Source organism: Stenotrophomonas sp. STEN013 (assembly GCF_056760355.1).
Genome location: NZ_JBRREO010000002.1, coordinates 453,351 through 473,449, shown reverse-complemented (window position 1 = coordinate 473,449; position 20,099 = coordinate 453,351). Strand labels below are relative to the sequence as shown.

Sequence of the window (20,099 nt, the reverse complement as noted above, 5' to 3'; positions counted from 1 at the left end):
ACCGCCCCCCGGCCAAATCCCCCTGCTAACCGCAGATCATTGATATGGCGACGGTTTCAGCCCTCCCCCCAACCGCTGCGCGCCACCGCAACCGGTCCATCCGCGTCGTTTCCCGCTCAGCCGCGCGCCGGAGCCAGTCGCGCCGCCGCCAGCAGCCAGACCAGCCAGCCAAGGAAAGCCAGCCGCTGGGCCATGGCCACCGGCATGACGCTCTGGAACACGAACGCGCTGCACAGGCTCCACACCACACAGCCCAGCGTCAGCACCGCCAGTGGCCGCCAGGCACTGTCCCTGCCCGCCCCCAGCCGCAGTGCAACGGCACCGGCACTGAACGCCACCAGCCACAGCAGCCAGGCACTGGCGTGGTACTGGCTGGCCCGGCTCTCGATGTCGTCCACGTCCAGCGGCAGCAATCCCATCGCCGTGAAGGCCACCGTCGCCAGCAACAGCATCTGGCCGCCGACCCGCAGGATCCGCGGTGTCGAGGCTGGCATCCTCAGGATCAGCGCCAGCGCCACCACTGCGGCCAGCAGGCCCGGAACCACGAACCCGAGCACACTGAACGCGGCGCCTCCCGGCACCCCGCGTGCCCCCAGCAACGACACTGGATGGCGCAGCTGGTCATACCCGTCCAGCTGCGCGCCGAATCCGATGACGCTGGCCACGCCGATGACCACAGCCAGCGGGCCGGCCCAGATTTGCATTCGTTTCCACACTGACGCCACCACGTACCTTGCCACGCTGGCCGGAACAGGGCGCCCGGCTACGGCCGACATTGTGCAGGCTGCGCCCGGGCTTGGCACCGGCTCCATCCGGCGCTGCGGTCAGCCGGGCCATTTCCCGGCGGCCGGGGCCGCATCCTGAAACATACTTGTTGAAACTGCGCTGGCGGGCCGGACCGGTACGACGGGGTCACCCGGGCGCCCCGGGGCAGCATCCGTCGCCGCCGAGGTTGAGATAGCGCCCGGTCGTCGCCATAAAGGAAGCTCCCGCCAGCGATGAATCGAGCCATGAGCGAACTTCCCCACGTTTTCGACGCCACCACCGCCACCTTCGAAGCCGACGTCCTGCAGAAATCGATGCAGACCCCGGTGCTGGTGGATTTCTGGGCGACGTGGTGCGGTCCGTGCAAGACCCTGGGCCCGCTGCTGGAAAAGCTGGCCGGGGAATACAACGGGGCCTTCGAGCTGGCCAAGGTCGATGTGGACAAGGAGCAGCAGGTCGCCGCTGCCTTCCAGATCCGCTCGGTACCGACCGTGTTCCTGATCAGGGACGGCCAGATCGTCGATGGCTTCCCGGGCGCGATGCCCGAAGGCCAGCTGCGCGAATTCCTGACCCAGCATGGCGTCACCCCACTGGACGCCACGGACGCCGCCGAAGAGGCCGCTGCGCTGCCGCTGGACCCGCAGGCCCAGATTGCCGCCCTGCGCGAGTCCATCGCCGCCGAACCGGACAAGGACGAGCTGAAGCTGGAGCTGGCTCTGGCCCTGCTCAAGACCGGTGCCACCCCCGAAGCCGGGCAACTGCTCGACGCGCTGCCGGCCAATCTGGCCACCGATGACCGCGCCGTGCGTGCCCGCGCCCGCCTGGATTTCGGCCTCGCGCTGCAGGGTGCACCGGCCGCCGACATGCTGGCGGCTCGCGTGCAGGCCGACGGCAATGACCTGGAAGCCCGCCACCTGCTGGGCATCCACCACCTGCTCGGCGGCGAGGATGAAGCGGCGCTGGAACAGTTCATCGAGATGCTGCGCATCGACCGCGCCTTCCACGAGAACCTGCCCAAGAAGGCGCTGATCGACGCCTTCCGCGTCATCGAGGATGAGGACCTGGTCGGCCGTTACCGCCGGCGGATGGCCTCGCTGCTGTTCTGATGGCAGCCCGTCGCTGAAACACCCGGCCGGGGCCACGGCCCGCCCCGGCCTTATCCATACGGGCGCGAATGTTAGACTGTCACTCCCCCGCGCCGCTTGTCCGTCCGATGAAAGCCAGCCTGTTCCGCCACGGCATCAACCTGTGGCCGCCGTTCCTGTTTTCCGGCATCCACGTCACCGCCATCGATGACGATTACCGCCGCGTGCGGGTCGAGCTGCGGCAACGGCTGTGGAACATGAATTACGTGCGCACCCATTTCGGCGGCAGCCTGTTCGCGATGACCGACCCGTTCTGGATGCTGTGCCTGCTGCAGAAACTTGGGCGGAACTATGTCGTCTGGGACAAGGCCGGCGAGGTGGAGTTCATCAGGCCCGGCCGTGGCGTTGTGGCCACCGAATTCCATCTCGACGATGGACTGGTGGAGGAGATCAAAGTGGCCACCGCCGAGGGCGGCAAGCACCTGCGCTGGTTCGAGAACGAGATCCGGGATGAGCGCGGCGAGCTCGTCGCACGCGTCCGCAAGCAGGTCTACGTGCGGCTGAAGCCCCGCGCGCGCTGAGTTCAAGCCGGCGCGGTACCGGCCGGCGTTTTCATCCGGTCCGCGAGCGTCAGGGCGCCGGCTCCCACAATGCCGCTGGCAGTGGCAGACGCACCCGGTTTTCCCCGCCACGCGGGGCATAAAGCACCGTTTCCAGCCCCCGTCCATCAGCCGCCAGCAGCACCGGCCGCTGCGCACTGGCGTAGCCGGAGGGCATGGCCTGCAGGCGTGTCGCCAGAGAACCCTGCAGCGGTTGTCCACGCAGCCATAGCAGCGCATTGAGCAGGCGCAGCTCGGCACCGACATCCTGCAACTGGCGCGGGTACTGCTCATAGGCCGGAGCCGCCACACTGCCCAGGATGCAGCCGATTGCATTGGTCGCGCACTCCAGACGCCAGACGGACGCCTGCGCCTGACTGGCCTGGTAGAGCAAGTCCTGTGCGATTCGCGTCTGCGCCGCCGGCAGGCAGCTCTGACCGAGGTTGACCGCCTGCAGGGCGCGCGTCCGCGGCGCATTGAAGACCCACGAGCCGCCCGGGTACCGTCCGATCCGCCTGGCCTCCAGCGCCAGCAATGAATCGGCCATTTCAAATTCCCCGCGCAAGGCATTGCAACCGCTCATCTCCGCGGCCGACAGCGGGGCGAATGCCGCTGCGCATTGCGCCGGCAAGGCCACATCCAGCGGCATTTCTTCCAGCATCGCGGCCAGCAACCGGGCATGGGCCTGCAACAGGCGCGCGCCGATCATGGTCGAGACCAGCGTGTCGCTGCGGGTGACCAGCATCCGCGCGGTGCCGGCGTCGCGGCAGACCCCGGCCAGCGCGCCGGCGCGGTCGCCCTGCACATGCGCCAGCGCATGGGCCGCCAGCGGCAACCCTAGACTCTGCAGGGGTGGCAGCGGCACGTAGGGCCCCAGGGGCAGCTCGCTGCGCAGATGACCATGCGTCGACAACGCGGCAATCCGCTCCAGCAGGCCGGCACGCGCGGCCAGGGCATCAGCCACCGCCTGCGGTGCGGCATGCACCTTGTCCAGACACGCCCCACCCTCGTTGATCCGGCACAGCGCATCGTCGTGCACCCAGGCCACCGGCTCACCGCCCAGTTGCGGCGCCGGCGCGGGCGGCATCCCCCCGCCATTTTCCAGCCAGTGGGCCTCGAACCGCTGCTGCCATCGTCCATAGTCGCTGGCCAGTGCATCCACCAGTGCACGGCGCGCGGCTGCATCCAGCGATTCGTGATGCAACGTCATCAACGCCACATACGCATTGCTGCCGGGTCGCTGCGGCCCGGTCTCCAGCGCCGCCAATGCCTCCTGCTGCAAGGTCGTTGACGGCCAGAACCGCGACACCAGCAACAGCCCGCCGACCACCAGCACCAGCCCCAAAAGTCCCCCGCCCAGCCATTTCAACGTCGTGCGCATCATCCCTGTCCCTGCTGTGTATCCATGACAGAACAATCACCGAGCCTGGCCGGCCCGTGCCCACCGGTACAATAGCCGCATGTCGCCCGAAGCCGCCTCCCCCGTCGCCCCTCGCCCCTCCCTGCAACGCCTGTTTCTGACCGGCCTGCTCACGCTGCTGCCAATCTGGCTGACCTGGGTGGTCGTCAAGTTCGTCTTTGTCATGTTGTCGGGCATCAGTAGCCCACTGGTGATCCCGCTGTCCGAACGCATCGCCGCCTCCTTCCCGGACTATCTGGGCTGGGTGAAGGCCGAATGGGTGCAGGACACCATCGCCCTGCTGGCCACGCTGCTGGTGATCCTGCTGGTGGGCATCCTCAGCCGCCGCGTGGTCGGGCAGCAGCTGCTGCGCTGGTTCGGCGCGGTCATCCAGCGTATTCCGCTGGCCAGCATCATCTATGACAGCGCCAGGAAGCTGCTGGACATCCTGCAGACCAAGCCCGGCAGCACCCAGCGCGTGGTGCTGATCGACTTCCCGCACCGCGACATGAAATCGGTCGGACTGGTCACCCGCGTCATCCGCGAAACCGGCACCGGCCGCGAACTGGCGGCGGTATATGTGCCGACCACCCCCAACCCGACCTCGGGCTATCTGGAAATCGTGCCGGTGGAACTGCTGACCCCGACCGACTGGAGCGTGGACCAGGCGATGAGCTTCATCATCTCCGGTGGCGCGGTGGCGCCTGAAACCGTGCCGTTCACCCGCGCCGGCGACCGCTGAACCGGCGAGGCCGGCAACGCGCGGAAGCAACCCGGCTTCCGCGCGGCAAACGCAAGAACAACCACAGCTGTACCGCAACCGTGCGAGCGTTGTTCCGTCTGGTCGTGGCCGGCGGAATGGGGCAAGCTCGCCTGCTTGAGTGTTCTTGGAACTGCTGATGCCCTCCAGCCCATCGCGCCTGCTCGCGCTTGCCATCGCCGCCCTCGTGTCCATCTCCGCGGCGGCCCCTGCCGACGCGGCCAAGAAGAAGAGCCAGCGCACGCCTACCGCGCAAAGCCGCAGCGCAAAGCCCAAGGCCAAGCCACGCAGCGCACCGCGCGCGCCCGCACGCCGGCCGGCACCGCTGCCGGTCAAGCAGGACAAGGCCGCTCAACTCAATCGCATCTACGACGAATACTGGGATGCCTCGATGCGGCTCAACCCGCTGCAGGCCACCTTCCAGGGCGACCCGCGCTTCAACGACCAGCTGCCGAATTTCCTGTCCGCCGCCTGGCGCCAGCAATCGCACGATTTCATGGTGCAGTGGCGGGGCAAGGTCGAAGCGATCAATCCCGACGGCCTGCAGGGCCAGGACCTGCTCAGTTACCAGATCTTCCTGCGCGATGCGCAGAATTCACTGAAGGCCGAGCAGTACCCGAGCTGGATGCTGCCGATCAATCCGTACAACAACGTCTCCAGCCTGGTCGCCGTGCTCGGCTCCGGTGCCGGCGCCCAGCCGTTCCGCACCGTGAAAGACTACGAGAACTGGTCCAAGCGCTCGCTCGCGGTGCCGGCGCTGTTCGACCAAGCCATCGCCAACATGCGGGAAGGCATGGCCGCCGGCGTCGTGCAGCCGCGCGCATTGATGGAAAAGGTGTTGCCGCAGCTTGATGCGGTGATCAGGCCCAGCGCCGAAGAAAGTATTTTCTGGGGACCGATCCGCAACCTGCCAGATGACTTCTCCGCCGAGGACAAGGCGCGCCTGACTGCCGAATACAAACGCATGATCGAGTACCGGCTGATGCCGGCCTACCGCTCGCTGCGCGGCTTCATCGCCACCGAGTACCTTCCCGCTGCGCGCACTACCGACGGCATGGGCGCCTTGCCCGATGGCCAGGCCTGGTATGCCTACAACGTGGCCAGCACCACCACCCCGGTGCGCTCGCCGGCGGAAATCCACGCGCTGGGCGAACAGGAGGTCAAGGATCTGCAGCAGCGCATCACCGCGCTGATGAAGGCCTCGAAGATCCGCGGCTCGATGCAGAAGACCTTCAAGGCGATGCGTAGCGATCGCCAGTTCGTCTTCAATGACGCCAACGCCCTGCTGGCACGCTATGCCGAGGTCGGACAACAGGTCGATGCCGCCGTGCCGGCGCTGTTCAACCATCGCCCCAAGGCCGCACTGGAAATCAGACCGGTCGAGCCCGGACGGGCCCTGACCAGCAGCGCCGCCAGCTACCAGCCCGGCAGCGCCGATGGCCAACAGCCCGGCGTGCTGTACGTCAACACGGCCGACCTGCCGTCGCGCAAGCGCTGGGCTGTGACCATGCAATACCTGCACGAAGGCATTCCCGGCCATCATTTCCAGCTCGGCGCGCAGCAGGAGCTGACCGCGCTGCCGCGCTTCCGCCGCCTGGGCGGAGATGTGGCGTTTGTCGAAGGCTGGAGCCTGTATGCCGAATCGCTGGGACAGGAGCTGGGCCTGTACAGCGATCCCTATGAGCATCTGGGCTACCTGCAGACCACCTTGCTGCGTACGGTACGCCTGGTGGCCGATACGGGCCTCAACACCCAAGGCTGGAGCCGCGCGCAGACCATCGACTATATGGTCAAGAACGCCGACATTTCCGCCAGCGATGCCGCCGCCGAAGTCGAACGTTTCATGGCACTGCCGGGACAGTCGTTGGCCCCGCGCGTGGGCGAGGTCAAGATCCGCCTGCTGCGCGACAAGGCCAAAGCCGAGCTGGGCGAACGCTTCGATCCGCGCGAGTTCCACCATGAGATCCTGAAAGACGGCTCGATGCCGCTGGAGATCCTGGACAGCAAGATCGAGCGCTGGATCGCCAGCAAGAAAATCTGACAACCCTGCAAGGAGCTGCCATGTCCCGGTGGATATACCGACTCGCCCCGCTGTGCCTGTCCGCGTTTTCCACCCTGGCAGTCGCCGCGCCCCCGCGCCTGCCCGCCGATCCTGGCATCGATGGCTTGATGCAGCGCTATGACGGCCAGGTGCCGGGCGCCTCGGTGCTGGTACTGAAGGACGGTCAGCCTGTCTTCCGCCGCAGCTACGGGCTGGCGGTGCTCGAAGACGGCACGCCGGCCACCGCCGCCAGCAACTACCGGCTGGCCTCGGTGAGCAAGCAGTTCACCGCCGCGGCGATCCTGCTGCTGGCTGAGGACGGCAAGCTGTCCATCGACGATCCGCTGAAGAAATGGCTGCCCGGCCTGCCGGCGGTGGCCGACACGATGACCCTGCGCCAGCTGCTCAGCCATACCAGCGGTCTGCTCGACTACGAAGACCTGATGAAACCGGCAGATACACGCCAGGTGCACGACATCGACGTGCTGCACCTGCTGGAAAAGGAGAACCGCAGCTACTTCACACCTGGCAGCGACTACCGCTACAGCAACAGCGGCTACGCATTGCTGGCGCTGGTGGTGGGCAAGGCCTCGGGCAGCGATTTCGCCAGTTTCCTGCGCCAGCGCATCTTCCTGCCGCTGGGCATGCGCAACACCTGGGCCCACCAGGACGGCGTGGACGACATCCCCAACCGCGCCTACGGCTACAGCCAGATCGACGGCCGCTGGCAGCGCACCGACCAGAGCACCACCAGCGCGGTGCTCGGCGATGGCGGCATTTATTCCTCCCTCGACGATCTGGCCAAGTGGGATGCGGCGTTGTACGACGAGCGCCTGCTGAAGGCGAGCTCGCTGCAACTGGCCTTCAGCCCGGCCACGAAGACCAGCGAGCCGGACGTGCCGCACTACGGCTTCGGCTGGCGCATCAATGGCGATGCGTTGTGGCACAGCGGCGAAAGCATCGGTTTCCGCAACGTGATCGTGCGTTACCCGGCGCAGAAGTTGACCGTGATCGTGCTGAGCAACCGCAACGAACCCGAACCCTATCCGCTGGCGCTGGCCATCGCCCGCCGCTGGCAGGAGACCACGCAATGAAGCGGCTGTCCGGCATCCACCATGTGGCGATCATCGCTTCGGACTACGCCCGCTCGCGCGATTTCTACACCCGCATCCTCGGTCTGGAGGTGCTCGCCGAGCATTTCCGCGAGCCGCGCCAGTCGTGGAAGCTGGACCTGCGCCTGCCCGATGGCAGCCAGCTGGAGCTGTTCTCCTTCCCCGCGCCGCCCAAGCGCCCGAGCCGCCCGGAAGCCTGCGGCCTGCGCCATCTGGCGTTCCGTGTGACGGCGCTGGACGATGTCGTCGCCCATCTGCAGGCCGAAGGCATCGACTGCGAGCCGGTCCGCGTGGACGAGTACACCGGGCACCGTTTCACCTTCTTCGCCGATCCGGACAACCTGCCGCTGGAACTGTACGAAACCGCCTGAACCGGGCTGCCGCCGGCCCCCGGCACGGCGCAGCAGTCACCGACATCGGCACGCGACCGCCCGGGCGCTGAACGTGTTGCGGCGCGGATTCCGTACGGCGCCGAATGCGGTTACATTCGCTCCCACGCCGGCAGCGCCGGACGTTCAGACGAACCCTGGGAGGGGATACATGCGCACCACGTTCAAAACCCTGTTGCTGGCCCTGCCGCTGATGGCTGCCGCCTTCTCCGCCGGCGCGTCCAACAGCGCCGCCGGGCGCTGGAAAACCATCGATGACGAAACCGGCAAGGTGAAGTCCATCGTCGAGATCACCCAGGCCAGCAATGGCGCGCTCACCGGCAAGGTGCTGCAGGTGCTGCAATCGGCGCAGGGCCCGCACCCGGTCTGCGACAAGTGCGAGGGCGCCAACAAGGGCAAGCCGATCGAAGGCATGACCATCCTCTGGAACCTGCGCCCGGACGGCACCAACAAGTGGGCACGCGGCACCATCCTGGACCCGGCCAAGGGCAAGACCTACAGCTCCAAGGTCGAGCTGGTCGAGAACGGCCGCAAGCTTGAAGTCTCCGGCTGCATCGCCTTCATCTGCCGCACCCAGACCTGGCTGCGCGAGTAAGCCCCCACCCCGGCACCTGTGAACAACCCGGCTGCGGCCGGGTTGTTCGTTTGTGTCATGCGATAATCCCGCGTTCCCCTGCTGCAAACGATGGCCATGACCCGTACCGCGCTCGTCACCAATGCCCTGCCCTATGCCAACGGCCCGCTCCACCTCGGCCACCTGGTGGGTTACATCCAGGCCGATATCTGGGTGCGCGCGCGGCGGCTGCTGGGCGAGAAGGTCTGGTATGTCTGCGCCGACGACACCCATGGCACGCCGATCATGCTGGCCGCCGAGAAGGCCGGGGTGAGCCCGGAAACCTTCATCGCCAACATCCAGGCCAGCCATGAGCGCGACTTCGCTGCCTTCGGCGTGGATTTCGACCACTACGACTCGACCAACTCGGCCGCCAACCGCGAGCTGACCGAGGCGCTGTACGCCAAGCTCGACGCCGCCGGCCACATCAGCCGCCGCTCGGTCGCCCAGTTCTACGATCCGGCCAAGGGCATGTTCCTGCCGGACCGCTACATCAAGGGCACCTGCCCGAAGTGCAAGTCGGCCGACCAGTACGGTGACAACTGCGAGGTCTGCGGCGCCACCTACGGCCCGACCGACCTGATCGAGCCCAAGTCGGTGGTGTCCGGTGCCACGCCGGAGATCCGCGATTCGGAGCACTACTTCTTCGAGGTCGGCCGCTTCCAGGACTTCCTGCGGCAGTGGCTGGCCGGTGACGTGGCCCTGCCCGGAGTGAAGGCCAAGCTGGCCGAGTGGCTGGATGCCGAAGGCGGCCTGCGCGCGTGGGACATCTCGCGCGATGCGCCCTATTTCGGTTTCGAGATCCCGGGCGCCCCGGGCAAGTACTTCTATGTGTGGCTGGACGCGCCAATCGGCTACCTGTCCAGCTTCAAGAACCTGTGCGCCAAAACCGGCGACGACTTCGATGCCGTGCTGGCCGCCGACAGCACCACCGAGCTGCACCACTTCCTCGGCAAGGACATCGTCAACTTCCACGGCCTGTTCTGGCCGGCGGTACTGCACGGCACCGGCCTGCGCGCGCCGACCAGGCTGCACGTCAACGGCTACCTGACCGTGGACGGCGCCAAGATGAGCAAGTCGCGCGGCACCTTCGTGATGGCCCGCACCTATCTGGACGTGGGCCTGGCCCCGGAAGCGCTGCGCTACTACTTCGCCGCCAAGTCCTCCGGCGGTGTCGACGATCTGGACCTGAATCTGAGCGACTTCACCGCCCGCGTGAACGCCGATCTGGTCGGCAAGTTCGTCAATCTGGCCAGCCGCTGCGCCGGCTTCATCGCCAAGCGCTTTGACGGCAAGCTGGCCGAGGCGCTGCCCGACCCGGCCCAGTACGACCGTTTTGTCGCCGCCCTGGCACCGGTGCGCGAGGCCTATGAGCGCAACGACCCGGCCGCCGCGATCCGCCTGACCATGGCCCTGGCCGATGAAGCCAACAAGTACATCGACGACACCAAGCCGTGGGTGATCGCCAAGCAGGACGGCGCCGATGCCGAACTGCAGGCGGTCTGCACCCAGGGCCTGAACCTGTTCCGCGTGCTGGTGGCCGCGCTCAAGCCGGTGCTGCCGGCCACCGCGCAGCAGGCCGAGGGCTTCCTCAACGCACCGATGCGCGGCTGGGGCGATATCGCCACCCCGCTCACCGCCCACACCATCGCCGCCTACGTGCCGCTGTTCACCCGTATCGACCCGAAGATGATTGACGCAATGACCGACGCCTCCAAGGACACCCTCAGCGCCCAGCCCGCCACCGAGGCCAAGCCGGCCAAGGCCGAGAAGCCCACCAAGGCGGAAGTGAAGACCGAGGCCAAGGCCGAGGGTGAAGCCTCGGCGTATATCGGCATCGATGATTTCGCCAAGCTCGACCTGCGCATCGGCAAGGTGATCGAATGCGGCTTCGTCGACGGCTCGGACAAGCTGCTGCGCTTCCTGCTCGATGCCGGCGACCTCGGCCAGCGGCAGATCTTCTCCGGCATCCGCGGCAGCTACGCCGAGCCGGAAGCGCTGGTCGGCCGCAATGTGGTGTTCATCGCCAACCTGGCCCCGCGCAAGATGCGCTTCGGCCTGAGCGAGGGCATGATCCTGTCGGCCGGTTTCGACGGCGGCGCGCTGGCGCTGCTGGACGCCGATACCGGCGCGCAGCCGGGCATGCCGGTACGTTGAGGGCAGCGGGCGCGCTTACCCGGCGCGCCCCTCCCGACCGGAGCGGACCATGCAACTGGCCCTGTTCGATTTCGACCAAACCCTCACCGTCTGTGACACCTACAGCCGGTTCCTGCGCCGTGTGGCCACGCCCGAACAGCGCGCGCAGGCCTGGTGGCGGATAGGCCCATGGCTGCTGGCCTACCGGTTGAAGCTGATCTCGGCCGCGCGTATCCGCCGCCGCGTCACCGCGCAGGTGTTCAGCGGCCGCCACGCCGGCGAGATCACCCGGATGGCCCAGGACTATGCGCGCGATCACCTGCACGAGATGGTGCGCCCGGAGATGCTCGAGCAGATCCAGTGGCACAAGGCGCAGGGCCACACGGTCGCGGTGGTGTCGGCCTCCATCGATCTGTATCTGCAGCCCTGGTGTGACGCGCTGGGCCTGCAGATGATCTGCAACCGGCTGGAAGTGCAGGACAACCGCCTCACCGGGCGTTATGCCGGCCACGATTGTGGTCCGCGCAAGGCCGCCCTGATCCGCACACGTTTTGACCTGGGCAAATACCAGCGCATCCATGCCTACGGTGACAGCCGCGAAGACCGGCCGATGCTCGCGCTGGCCCATGAGCGCTGGTACCGCGGCAAGCCGGTTTCCTGATCCATCCTTTCCGCGCAGCCCGATGCCCCGCATGCACGACACCGATATCACCCTGATCGAACGTCTCGACCGCCTGCTGCCACAGACCCAGTGCGGCCAGTGCGGCTATGACGGCTGCCGTCCGTATGCCGAGGCGATGGCGCGCGGCCAAGCCGGCGTGGATCACTGCCCCCCGGGGGGCGATGCCGGCGCGCGGGCCCTGGCGCACCTTCTCGGCGTGCCGGCGATGCCGTTTGACCGCAGCCGCGGCGAACACAAACCGGCCCAGGTCGCCGTCATCGTCGAGGCCGATTGCATCGGCTGCACCAAGTGCATCCAGGCCTGCCCGGTGGACGCCATCGTCGGCGGCGCCAAGTACATGCACACGGTGCTGGCGGACCTGTGCACCGGCTGCGAGCTGTGCATCCCGCCGTGCCCGGTGGACTGCATCGAGCTGAAGCCCGCCCGCTGAGCAGGCAGCAAAAACGCCGGCTTCCGCCGGCGTTTTCGTTTGCACGCAGGAAATACGCCCGCAGGTTTACGGCACCACGGCGGTGATCACGATCTCGATCTTCCAGTCCGGCCGGGCCAGCTTGGCCTGCACGGTGGCACGGGCCGGGGCGGCATCCTTGGGCACCCACGCATCCCACGCCTGGTTCATGCCGGCGAAGTCGGCCATATCGGCCAGGAAGATTTCCGCGCGCAGGATGTGGGACTTGTCGGTCACCGCCGTGCGCAGCAGCTCGTCGATGGCGGCCAGCACCTGCTGGGTCTGGCCGACGATGTCGGCGCTGGTGTCTTCCGGCACCTGCCCGGCCAGGTAGGCCACGTTGTTGTGGATGGTCATTTCCGACATGCGCGGGCCGGTATCGAAGCGCTGGATCATGGGGGGGATTCCTTGCTGTGAGTGTGCGCGCCATTGTGACCCGAACCGGAAGTTTCAGCTGGTTCTTTGCGCCCGGCCCGCCACAGCGCGAGGGCGCCCCCCAGCAGCCAGCCCACCACCAGCGCGATGACCAGCTTCTGCCCCAGCCCGCGCGGGCTGGCCCGCCACAGCACGTGCAACCACAGTAGGGCAAAGGTCAGCCACGCCCATTCCCAAGCCCGTCGATGCAGCCATTGCCAGCGCCGATCGCGACCGAAGCACCAGGCCTGCAGGAGCATCGCCACGGTCACGCACAGGAACGCCGTCTGCGCCGACAGCGCATGCACGAACGGCGCAAGCGCGGGCGCATTGCCGGGCAACCAGCTGTCACCGATCGCCACGCCGGCCAGGCCCAGTCCGGCGACGCCGAACAGCACCGCCGGCAGGCCGCGACGTGCCGCACCGTCCATCTGCCGGTACAACATCCAGCCCAGCAGCGTGATCGCCAACGCCAGCAGGCAATAGGCGCTGCGCAACCATAGGCCGTAGGGACCGTGCAGGTACAGACTCAAGGTGGCATGCAGCCAGTCAAGATCGGTACGGACGAACTGCAGCCACACCCCGACGCCGGCAAACACCGCCAGGCCGATCACTACCGTCGCCATCGCCGCACGCTGCACGGGTGCGGGCCGGTCCTGTTCACTGTCCATCGCTCCGCGGGAATATGCCGCCGGTTGGGAAAGACCCGGCAGTCTATTACCCCGGGCCGAGGCATGACGACACGTCGATGGACAGGTTTGCCACCGTCCTAACACCCACCCGATAGTCTGGTGCGCCCGCACCGGCCCCGGTGCATCAGCCCGACCAGACCTGCATGAGTAAATCAGCTGCACCCCCGGGACCCGCGCTCGAAGGCTGGCGCCGAGCTGCCGCCATCGCCGCCACCCTGGTCATCATGGCCCTGGCCCTGCATGCGCTGGCCGGCGAGTTCGGTGGACACGGCTATCACCAGATCCGCAGCGCCCTACGCGGGCTGACGTGGCCGCAGCTGGCGCTGACCACGTTGCTGGGCCTGGCCAGCTATGGCTGCCTGATCGGCTTTGACGCCATCGGCCTGCGCCACGCCCGACACCGGTTGCCCGCCTCACGCATCGGCATCACCGCCTTCCTGGCCCATACCACCGGGCAGACGCTGGGGTTTGCCGCGCTCACCGGCGGCGCGGTGCGCCTGCGCAGCTACGGCGCCGCGGGCCTGAGCCTGGCCGAGATCGGGCAAGTGGTGCTGATGAGCACGCTGGGCTTCGGATTCGGTGCGTGGCTGTTGTTGGGAGTGGCTCTGTGGCTGGAACCGGGGGCAGCGATGCGGGTGCTGCCACTGACCACCGCCACCGTGTCCGGCCTGGGCATCGCCATGCTGCTGGCCTTTGCCGCCCTGCTGGTGCTGGTCGGACGCAGCGGCAGCCGGATTGGCTGGCGGCAGCACCCGTTGTGGATTCCCGACCGCCGCACGGTGCTGGAGATCACCGCGCTGAGCGTGGTCGAACTGTGCCTGGCCTCGGCGGCGTTCTACGTGTTGTTGCCGCCACCGCAGGAACCGGGTTTCATCGGGTTTGTCGGGGTGTACCTGGTGGCTGCAGTGGCCGGGCTGATATCCACCGTTCCGGCGGGACTGGGCGTGTTCGAGTGGAGCCTGGTCAAACTGCTGCCGCAGGTGCCGCCGGCGGCCATCCTTGCGGCGGCCGTGGCCTACCGCCTCACCTATTACCTGCTGCCGCTGCTGCTGTCGGCCCTGCTGGCGGGGCTGGCCAGCGCGCGCCGGCCCCTGCGCAGCGGCGCTGGCAGCGCCTGGGCGGTAGTGCGGCCATGGCTGCCCAATCTGCTCGCGCTGGCGGTGTTCGCGGTGGGCAGCTTGCTGGTGATCGACGGGACCTTGCCGCTGCCACGCCACCGGCAGCTGTCCGCCTCGCTGCCGGTGATCGAAACCTCGCACCTGCTGGGCAGCCTGGGCGGCGTGGCGTTGCTGCTCATCGGTCAGGGCCTGCAGCGCCGCAGCCATTCGGCATGGCTGCTGGCGTTCGCGTTGTGCACCGTACTGCCGCTGCCGGTGTGGCTGCGCGGCGGGCATCTGCTGGTGGCACTGCTGCTGCCGCTGGCCACGCTCGCGCTGTGGACCGCGCGCCGCGAGTTCTACCGGCAAGGCGCCCTGCTGGATGAAGCCTGGTCATGGCCGTGGCTGCGCAATGTGGCGCTGGTGCTGGCGGCCACCCTCTGGCTGCTGTTCTTCGTCTACAGCCATGTGGAATACCGGAACGAGCTGTGGTGGCAGTTCGCCACCTCCGGCAACGCGCCGCGGGCGCTGCGGGCGCTGCTGCTGGTGTGCCTGGCGGTGATCGTGTTCGGGCTGGCGCGACTGCTGCACAGCACCCGCGCCCCGCTCCCGCTGCCCGACCCCGATGCGCTGGAGCAACTGCGCGACGTCCTGGCCCAGGCCCAGGACACCCAGGCCTGCCTGGTGATGACCGGCGACAAGGCGGTCCTGCGCAGCGAGGCCGGCGATGGCTTTGTGATGATGCAGCGCTACGGCGGCTCGCTGGTGGCGATGGGCGATCCGGTGGGACCACCGGAAGTCGCCCGGAAACTGGTCTGGCGATTCCGCGAAACCGCCGACCGCCTGGGTCTGCGTCCGGTGTTCTACCAGACCGGCGAACGCTACTGGCAGACCTACCTCGATCTGGGGCTGACGCTGGTCAAACTGGGCGAGGAAGCCATGGTCCCGCTGCAGGACTTCAGCCTGGCCGGCAGCGAACGGGCCGAGCTGCGCCAGGCCTGGAACAAGGGCAAGCGGGCCGGTCTGTGCTTCCGGCTGGTGCCCGCGCCGGAGGTGGCGGGCTTGCTGCCGGTACTGGCCGATATTTCAGAGCGCTGGCTCGAGGAAAAAGCCGGCGAGGAGAAAGGCTTCTCGCTGGGCAGTTTCGACCCGGCGTACCTGCTGCGCTTCCCGCTGGCGGTGGTGGAAGCCGACGGCCGGGCGGTGGCCTTCGCCAACCTCTGGCAGGCTCCCGCCGGACGGGAACTGTCGGTGGACCTGATGCGGCACCATCCCGACGCGCCCAAAGGCACGATGGACTTCCTGTTCATCGAGCTGTTCCTGTGGGGGGCGGCCAACGGCTACCGCCGCTTCTCGCTGGGCATGGCGCCGCTGACCGGGCTGGCCGAGCATCGCCTCGCCGGCCGCTGGAACCGCTTTGCCAACCTGGTCGCCCGCCATGGCGAGCGCTTCTATGGCTTTGGTGGCCTGCGCCGGTTCAAGGCCAAGTTCGCACCGGAGTGGCGTCCCCGCTATCTGGCCGCGCCCGGCGGCATGCACCTGCCGGCCGCCTTGCTGGATGTGACCCGGCTTATTTCGCTGGATCCGCAGCGCCAGAAGTGAGTGCCGCCAGACGCTGCAGGATCACCTTGGCCAGTCCTTCGTAATCCCCTTCGAAATGGTGATCCCCGGGCAATTTCACCACGCTGATGCTGTTGGCCGGCAGCTTCGGGCACAGCGCCCCGGCGTCCTCCTGCCCGTAGAGGCACAGCGTACGAGCGGCCGGCAAGGTGCGCATTTCCGGCGCGATGGGCAGACCGGCGTCATCATCGCCGCCCAGCCAGTTGCTGACATGGAACTCGTAGGAGGCGGTGCTGCCCGGCGACATCAACACGGTCATCTCCAGCATCGCCTGCGAGGCCGGAGGCAGGTGGTTGATCGCCGCCGGCAACACGTCGGCCCCTTGCGAAAAGCCGATCAGCAGCAGCCGCGGCCGCTTCCACTGCCGCGCGTAGTGCTGCGCGATCCGGTCCAGATCCGTGGCGAAACCGGCCGGCGTGCGCCGGCTCCAGAAGTAGCGCAGCGAATCCAGTCCCACCACCGGGATTCCCGCCGCCGCCAGCGCACCGGCCACGTCCTTGTCCAACCCGGCCCAGCCACCATCCCCGGAGACGAACACCGCGAACGTATCGTCCTGCCCGTGGGCGGGAACCTCGACCAGCGGCAGCCCGCTCAGATCGGACGGCAGCGGCGGCAGGCTGACGCCACGCTGTGCGCCCAGCACCCGGGCCGCGGCCACCTCGCCGGGAATCGCGCTGCCGCTGCGGGTCCGCGCGAAATCGCGGTACAGCGGTATCGCCGTGCGAAAGCCGGTCAGCGCCGCCGGGCAGGCACCGTTGCGGTGGGCGGCGTTCAACCACGGAAACCGCAACGCCTGCGGCACAAGTTCCGCGCGATGGATCGCATCACCGCAGATCATCGTGGCGTTATGCAGTCGCGGGCAGAAGTCCTCGGTCAGCAGACCGGCAAAGATCGCGGAGTCGGCTTGGGTGGCGATGGCATAGGCCAGTGCCGCACCGTCGCCATCACCGCCCAGAATCGGCAGACGGTAGGTCGGCACATGGAAGAACGCCTGCACGTAGCGGGAAAAATTCTCCACATCGCCGGCGGAGAAACCACAGTCGCTGCCCTCGCTGGCAACCCGCCGGTACAGGCGTCCGGTATCGACCTCCACCACCATCGCCCCGTCCTGGCGCAGCGCCTGCCGCCGCACCTCACGCTGCGCACGATCGCCATCGTCTGAGAACCACAGCACCACGCGCTGCACCGGGCCGGCGGGCAACCACACCGGCACCTGCTCGAAACGGCCGTGGCTGACGTGCTGCTGCGCCATCGCCGGCACCACCAGCAGGCACAGCAGCATCCCCCAGACAAACCGCCGCGCGTGCGTCATGAGCCACTCCCATCACCGGAATGCGCAGCGTACCCCTGCGCCGCGGAACCGGCTGTCGAGGCGGCGGCTCAGTCCAGCGCGTCGGGGTGGCGCAGCTTCCAGGCCGCCAACGCCTGCCGGTACTGGTTCAGCTCATCGGCATACAGGTCCAGCACGCACAGCGGACAACCGCTGTCACAACACTCGTTCGGACCGGGCGCCTGCGGAGGCTGCGGACGCGGGTCCGGATCGGGAAGGGGCTGCACGTTCATTACATCGACCACGGGGACCGCACCGGCAATTCGTCAACGCGCATTCTAGCCAGTGGCCGCGCTCAGGCCGTGACCCGGCGCAGGTTGGCGCGCGCGGCGGCGTCGTAGCGGGCATGGAAGAAGTCGCTGAAGAAGATGCGCGGCTGCGCCAGCACCCCTTTCAGAAAACGGCGGCGGTTGAGCCGGAACAGGAAGCCGGGCACCTTGCCGCGGTATTCCTCGGCGATGCCGCGGTCGTAGGCGTCGAACACCGCCTCCGGGGCACCGAGGATGGCCATGTCACTGTCCAGGAACAGCGCGGCATCGTGATCGAGATCGGCGCTGCGCACGCTGCCATGGCGCGCGGTCAGTTCGATCAGAGCCATCACCCGCGCCACATCGACATCCTGATCGGCCAGCCAGCGGCCGATCGCCAGCTGCGCCAGTTGCGCCGAGCGCAGCTCGTTGTCGCCACGCCCGGCCTCGTAGATCGCGTCGTGGTACAGCACCGCCAGCAGCACCTCCAGCGGCTGCTGCCAGCCGGGCCCGGCGGCGACGTCGCGGTAGTGGTGCAGCAGCGCCTGCACATGGCCGAAGTTGTGATACGCCCGCGGCGGCTGCGCGTAGGCGACTTTGACCTCGGCCAGCAGCGGTGGCGGCAGTGACAGCAGCGGTTCTTCCATGCGCGCATCTTCGCAGGCCCGCGCCCGGCTGCAAGCGCTGCCGGCCACCGCAGGCTCACCCCAGCGGCCAGCGGCCTTCCAGCTGATAGCGGGTCTGCCCCAGGAAACTGCGGATCAACACGAATTCGCGCACGAACCAGCGCTGCGGCTGCACCGGCTGGATCGGCATCCGCCGTTTGTCGTACAGCAGGGTGATGTGCGGGGTGAAACGCGGGTCCGGCTTCCCGCCCACGCCCTGCAGGCAGCGCGCCAGTTCCTGATGCAGCCCGTGCAGCAGTTCGGCGCCGTAGTCGCTGCGCAGTACGAACGGATTCTGCCGGTTGCCGGCAAAGCTGCCGACCTGGTCGAAGCACACTTCGAACTCGGGCATCCGCACCCGCGAAGCGGCCTGCTGCACCTTGGCCAGCAGGCTCGGCGGCAGGCCCGCATAGTCGCCCAGATGATGCAGGGTGATATGCAGGCGCTCGCGCGCCAGCGGGTGCCCGGTCAGACCATGTTCCTCGCGCAACCCCTCGGCCAGCTCGGCAATCCGCGCGGCCGTGGCCGGGTCCGGCAACACCGCGAAGAACAGGCGCTCGGTGGGAATGTCGCTGCCAAGACCCAGCGACAGCTGGGCCTCGGTAGAAGGAAGATACTTCGTCATGATCTGGCGTAGAAAGCCTGCCGGCCCGGGCCGAGCCCTCGCGGCGGGTCAATACTGTCTGGGGCCGCGGATACTAGCAGACCCCACCGCCCCCGACCCGCCCCTGATCAATTTTTGACCAGCCTTCGGCAATGCAGCTGGCACAAGGCCTGCCGGAGGTTATCCACACCTTTGCCAAGGGCTGGTCCACACCGGTTGTGGATTGTGTGAAAACCCGCCGGCCCGCCTCTCACAGGCCTACACTGGTCGCGCAACAGCAGCCCCGGGTGATCGCCATGATCGGTTGGAATGCCTTGATCCTGCTTGCCGGCTCGAGCCTGTCGCCGGCCCCTGCCACCGCGCCCCCCGAACTCCCCACGCCCACCCAGCTGATGGCCATCCCGGCGGAGCTGCGCGCGCAGCTGCAGACCCGGGTGATCGACACCACGCACTCTCCGGAGCTGCGGCTGCAACGGCTGGTCGAACTGGTGTTCCAGCCGGAGGGACTGGCCCTTCAATACGACACCGGGGCGACGCTGAGCGTGGCCGAGGTCTGGCAGCAGCGGCGCGCCAACTGCCTGTCCTTCACCCTGCTGTTCGTGGCGCTGGCGCGGGAGATAGGGCTGGATGCGCGGATGCAGGAGGTCGGCCAGGTGGTGTCGTGGTATCAGGACCAGGGACTGATCTTCACCGCTGGCCATGTGAATGTCGGCCTGCGCGTGGGCGGACGCCACGCCACCCTGGATCTGGACCAGAACGTGCTGTACGACCGGCGCGGTCCGCGCCCGATCTCTGACCGGCGTGCGATCGCGCACTTCTACAACAACCGGGGAGTCGAGCATCTGGCTGCGGGCGACTATCCCGCCGCGCGCGCCTACTTCGATGCGGCGTTGCAGATGGACCCGCGCTTTGTCGCCACCTGGAACAACCTCGGCGTACTGGAATCGCGGGTGGGCGACAACGCCGCCGCGGCCCGTGACCTGGAATCGGCGCTGGCGATCAACGGCGAACATGCACCGGCGTTGTCCAATGCGGTGGCGCTGTACACGCGCACCGGCGACATTCCCCATGCCGCACGCCTGCAGAAAAAGCTGGACCGCGCCCGCGCACGCGATCCGTTCTACCAGTTCATGCAGGCCACCCAGGCCGAGCGCAGCGGCGACTATGCGCAGGCGATCCACTACTACCGCAACGCCCTGAAGCTGTACGACAACGCGCACCAGTTCCATTTTGGGCTGGCGCGCGCGTATTTCCTCAGTGGCGACAACCGGCTGGCCGAACGCGAGATGGAACGGGCGCGGCAGCTGGGCGACAACGACCGGCAGCGCGCGCTCTACCAGGCCAAGCTGGACAGCCTGCGACGGCTGCAGGCCCGGCGCCCCTCACATTGAGACGGCAGC

General features: G+C 67.8%; 20 protein-coding genes. 12 read left to right on the top strand and 8 right to left on the bottom strand.

Annotated elements, in window-relative coordinates; all coding sequences use genetic code 11:
• Positions 1-116: 116 nt before the first annotated feature.
• A complete protein-coding gene (locus ACVOMH_RS06395) occupies positions 117-704 on the bottom strand; it encodes a DUF998 domain-containing protein (RefSeq protein ID WP_481551407.1) in 588 nt (195 codons plus the stop codon).
• 306 nt (positions 705-1,010) lie between these two features.
• Here ACVOMH_RS06395 and trxA point away from each other — a divergent pair, with 306 nt between their 5' ends.
• Positions 1,011-1,871, top strand: coding sequence for a thioredoxin (gene trxA / locus ACVOMH_RS06390; protein ID WP_481551406.1), 861 nt, complete (start codon positions 1,011-1,013; stop codon positions 1,869-1,871).
• A 107-nt stretch (positions 1,872-1,978) separates the two neighbouring features.
• Positions 1,979-2,431 (top strand): DUF4442 domain-containing protein, encoded by a 453-nt coding sequence (locus ACVOMH_RS06385; RefSeq protein ID WP_481551405.1) that lies wholly within the window; start codon positions 1,979-1,981, stop codon positions 2,429-2,431.
• A 49-nt stretch (positions 2,432-2,480) separates the two neighbouring features.
• Here the strand turns inward: ACVOMH_RS06385 and ACVOMH_RS06380 are convergent, their stop codons facing one another.
• On the bottom strand, positions 2,481-3,830 hold the full coding sequence (locus tag ACVOMH_RS06380) for a hypothetical protein (RefSeq protein WP_481551404.1): 1,350 nt from the start codon (positions 3,828-3,830) through the stop codon (positions 2,481-2,483).
• 79 nt (positions 3,831-3,909) lie between these two features.
• Between ACVOMH_RS06380 and ACVOMH_RS06375 the strand changes: the two genes are divergently transcribed.
• The 8 genes from ACVOMH_RS06375 to rnfB all read left to right on the top strand — a co-directional run bounded on the left by ACVOMH_RS06375 (position 3,910) and on the right by rnfB (position 12,011).
• Positions 3,910-4,590: a DUF502 domain-containing protein gene (locus tag ACVOMH_RS06375; protein ID WP_054660736.1), complete on the top strand. Its 681-nt coding sequence runs from the start codon at positions 3,910-3,912 to the stop codon at positions 4,588-4,590.
• 157 nt (positions 4,591-4,747) lie between these two features.
• Positions 4,748-6,649 carry a DUF885 domain-containing protein gene (locus ACVOMH_RS06370; protein WP_481551403.1) on the top strand — a complete coding sequence of 634 codons (1,902 nt, stop codon included), beginning with the start codon at positions 4,748-4,750 and terminating at the stop codon, positions 6,647-6,649.
• A gap of 20 nt (positions 6,650-6,669) precedes the next feature.
• A complete protein-coding gene (locus ACVOMH_RS06365) occupies positions 6,670-7,743 on the top strand; it encodes a serine hydrolase domain-containing protein (protein ID WP_481551402.1) in 1,074 nt (357 codons plus the stop codon).
• Complete coding sequence (gloA2, locus tag ACVOMH_RS06360; RefSeq protein WP_481551401.1) at positions 7,740-8,132, top strand: SMU1112c/YaeR family gloxylase I-like metalloprotein; 393 nt, start codon at positions 7,740-7,742, stop codon at positions 8,130-8,132. Before ACVOMH_RS06365 ends, gloA2 begins: the two co-directional genes overlap by 4 nt.
• A 169-nt stretch (positions 8,133-8,301) precedes the next feature.
• Complete coding sequence (locus ACVOMH_RS06355) at positions 8,302-8,745, top strand: DUF2147 domain-containing protein (RefSeq protein ID WP_481551400.1); 444 nt, start codon at positions 8,302-8,304, stop codon at positions 8,743-8,745.
• Positions 8,746-8,841: 96 nt separating this feature from the next.
• The gene (gene metG / locus ACVOMH_RS06350) at positions 8,842-10,920 is read left to right on the top strand and encodes a methionine--tRNA ligase (RefSeq protein ID WP_481551399.1); all 2,079 of its coding nucleotides are present in this window, start codon (positions 8,842-8,844) and stop codon (positions 10,918-10,920) included.
• A 49-nt stretch (positions 10,921-10,969) separates the two neighbouring features.
• Entirely contained in the window at positions 10,970-11,560 is a 591-nt protein-coding gene (locus ACVOMH_RS06345) for an HAD family hydrolase (RefSeq protein WP_481551398.1), read from the top strand.
• A gap of 31 nt (positions 11,561-11,591) precedes the next feature.
• Positions 11,592-12,011 (top strand): Rnf electron transport complex subunit RnfB, encoded by a 420-nt coding sequence (gene rnfB / locus ACVOMH_RS06340; RefSeq protein WP_057506129.1) that lies wholly within the window; start codon positions 11,592-11,594, stop codon positions 12,009-12,011.
• 66 nt (positions 12,012-12,077) lie between these two features.
• Here rnfB and ACVOMH_RS06335 read toward each other — a convergent pair whose 3' ends face one another.
• Positions 12,078-12,425 (bottom strand): RidA family protein, encoded by a 348-nt coding sequence (locus tag ACVOMH_RS06335; protein ID WP_054660472.1) that lies wholly within the window; start codon positions 12,423-12,425, stop codon positions 12,078-12,080.
• Positions 12,422-13,114 carry a DUF998 domain-containing protein gene (locus tag ACVOMH_RS06330; protein WP_481551397.1) on the bottom strand — a complete coding sequence of 231 codons (693 nt, stop codon included), beginning with the start codon at positions 13,112-13,114 and terminating at the stop codon, positions 12,422-12,424. The genes ACVOMH_RS06335 and ACVOMH_RS06330 overlap by 4 nt, the downstream gene beginning before the upstream one ends.
• Before the next feature lie 164 nt (positions 13,115-13,278).
• Here ACVOMH_RS06330 and mprF point away from each other — a divergent pair, with 164 nt between their 5' ends.
• Positions 13,279-15,834, top strand: coding sequence for a bifunctional lysylphosphatidylglycerol flippase/synthetase MprF (gene mprF / locus ACVOMH_RS06325; RefSeq protein WP_481551396.1), 2,556 nt, complete (start codon positions 13,279-13,281; stop codon positions 15,832-15,834).
• Here the strand turns inward: mprF and ACVOMH_RS06320 are convergent.
• The 4 genes from ACVOMH_RS06320 to thpR form a co-directional block, all read right to left on the bottom strand.
• Entirely contained in the window at positions 15,803-17,164 is a 1,362-nt protein-coding gene (locus ACVOMH_RS06320; protein WP_481551395.1) for a virulence factor family protein, read from the bottom strand. The genes mprF and ACVOMH_RS06320 overlap by 32 nt on opposite strands.
• Before the next feature lie 68 nt (positions 17,165-17,232).
• The gene (locus tag ACVOMH_RS06315; protein ID WP_054658784.1) at positions 17,233-17,415 is read right to left on the bottom strand and encodes an oxidoreductase-like domain-containing protein; all 183 of its coding nucleotides are present in this window, start codon (positions 17,413-17,415) and stop codon (positions 17,233-17,235) included.
• Positions 17,416-17,477: 62 nt separating this feature from the next.
• On the bottom strand, positions 17,478-18,077 hold the full coding sequence (locus ACVOMH_RS06310) for an HD domain-containing protein (protein ID WP_481551394.1): 600 nt from the start codon (positions 18,075-18,077) through the stop codon (positions 17,478-17,480).
• 55 nt (positions 18,078-18,132) lie between these two features.
• Positions 18,133-18,720: an RNA 2',3'-cyclic phosphodiesterase gene (gene thpR / locus ACVOMH_RS06305; RefSeq protein ID WP_481551393.1), complete on the bottom strand. Its 588-nt coding sequence runs from the start codon at positions 18,718-18,720 to the stop codon at positions 18,133-18,135.
• Between the two features lie 275 nt (positions 18,721-18,995).
• Between thpR and ACVOMH_RS06300 the strand changes: the two genes are divergently transcribed.
• Positions 18,996-20,090 (top strand): tetratricopeptide repeat protein, encoded by a 1,095-nt coding sequence (locus ACVOMH_RS06300; protein WP_481551392.1) that lies wholly within the window; start codon positions 18,996-18,998, stop codon positions 20,088-20,090.
• The last annotated feature ends 9 nt before the right edge of the window (positions 20,091-20,099 follow it).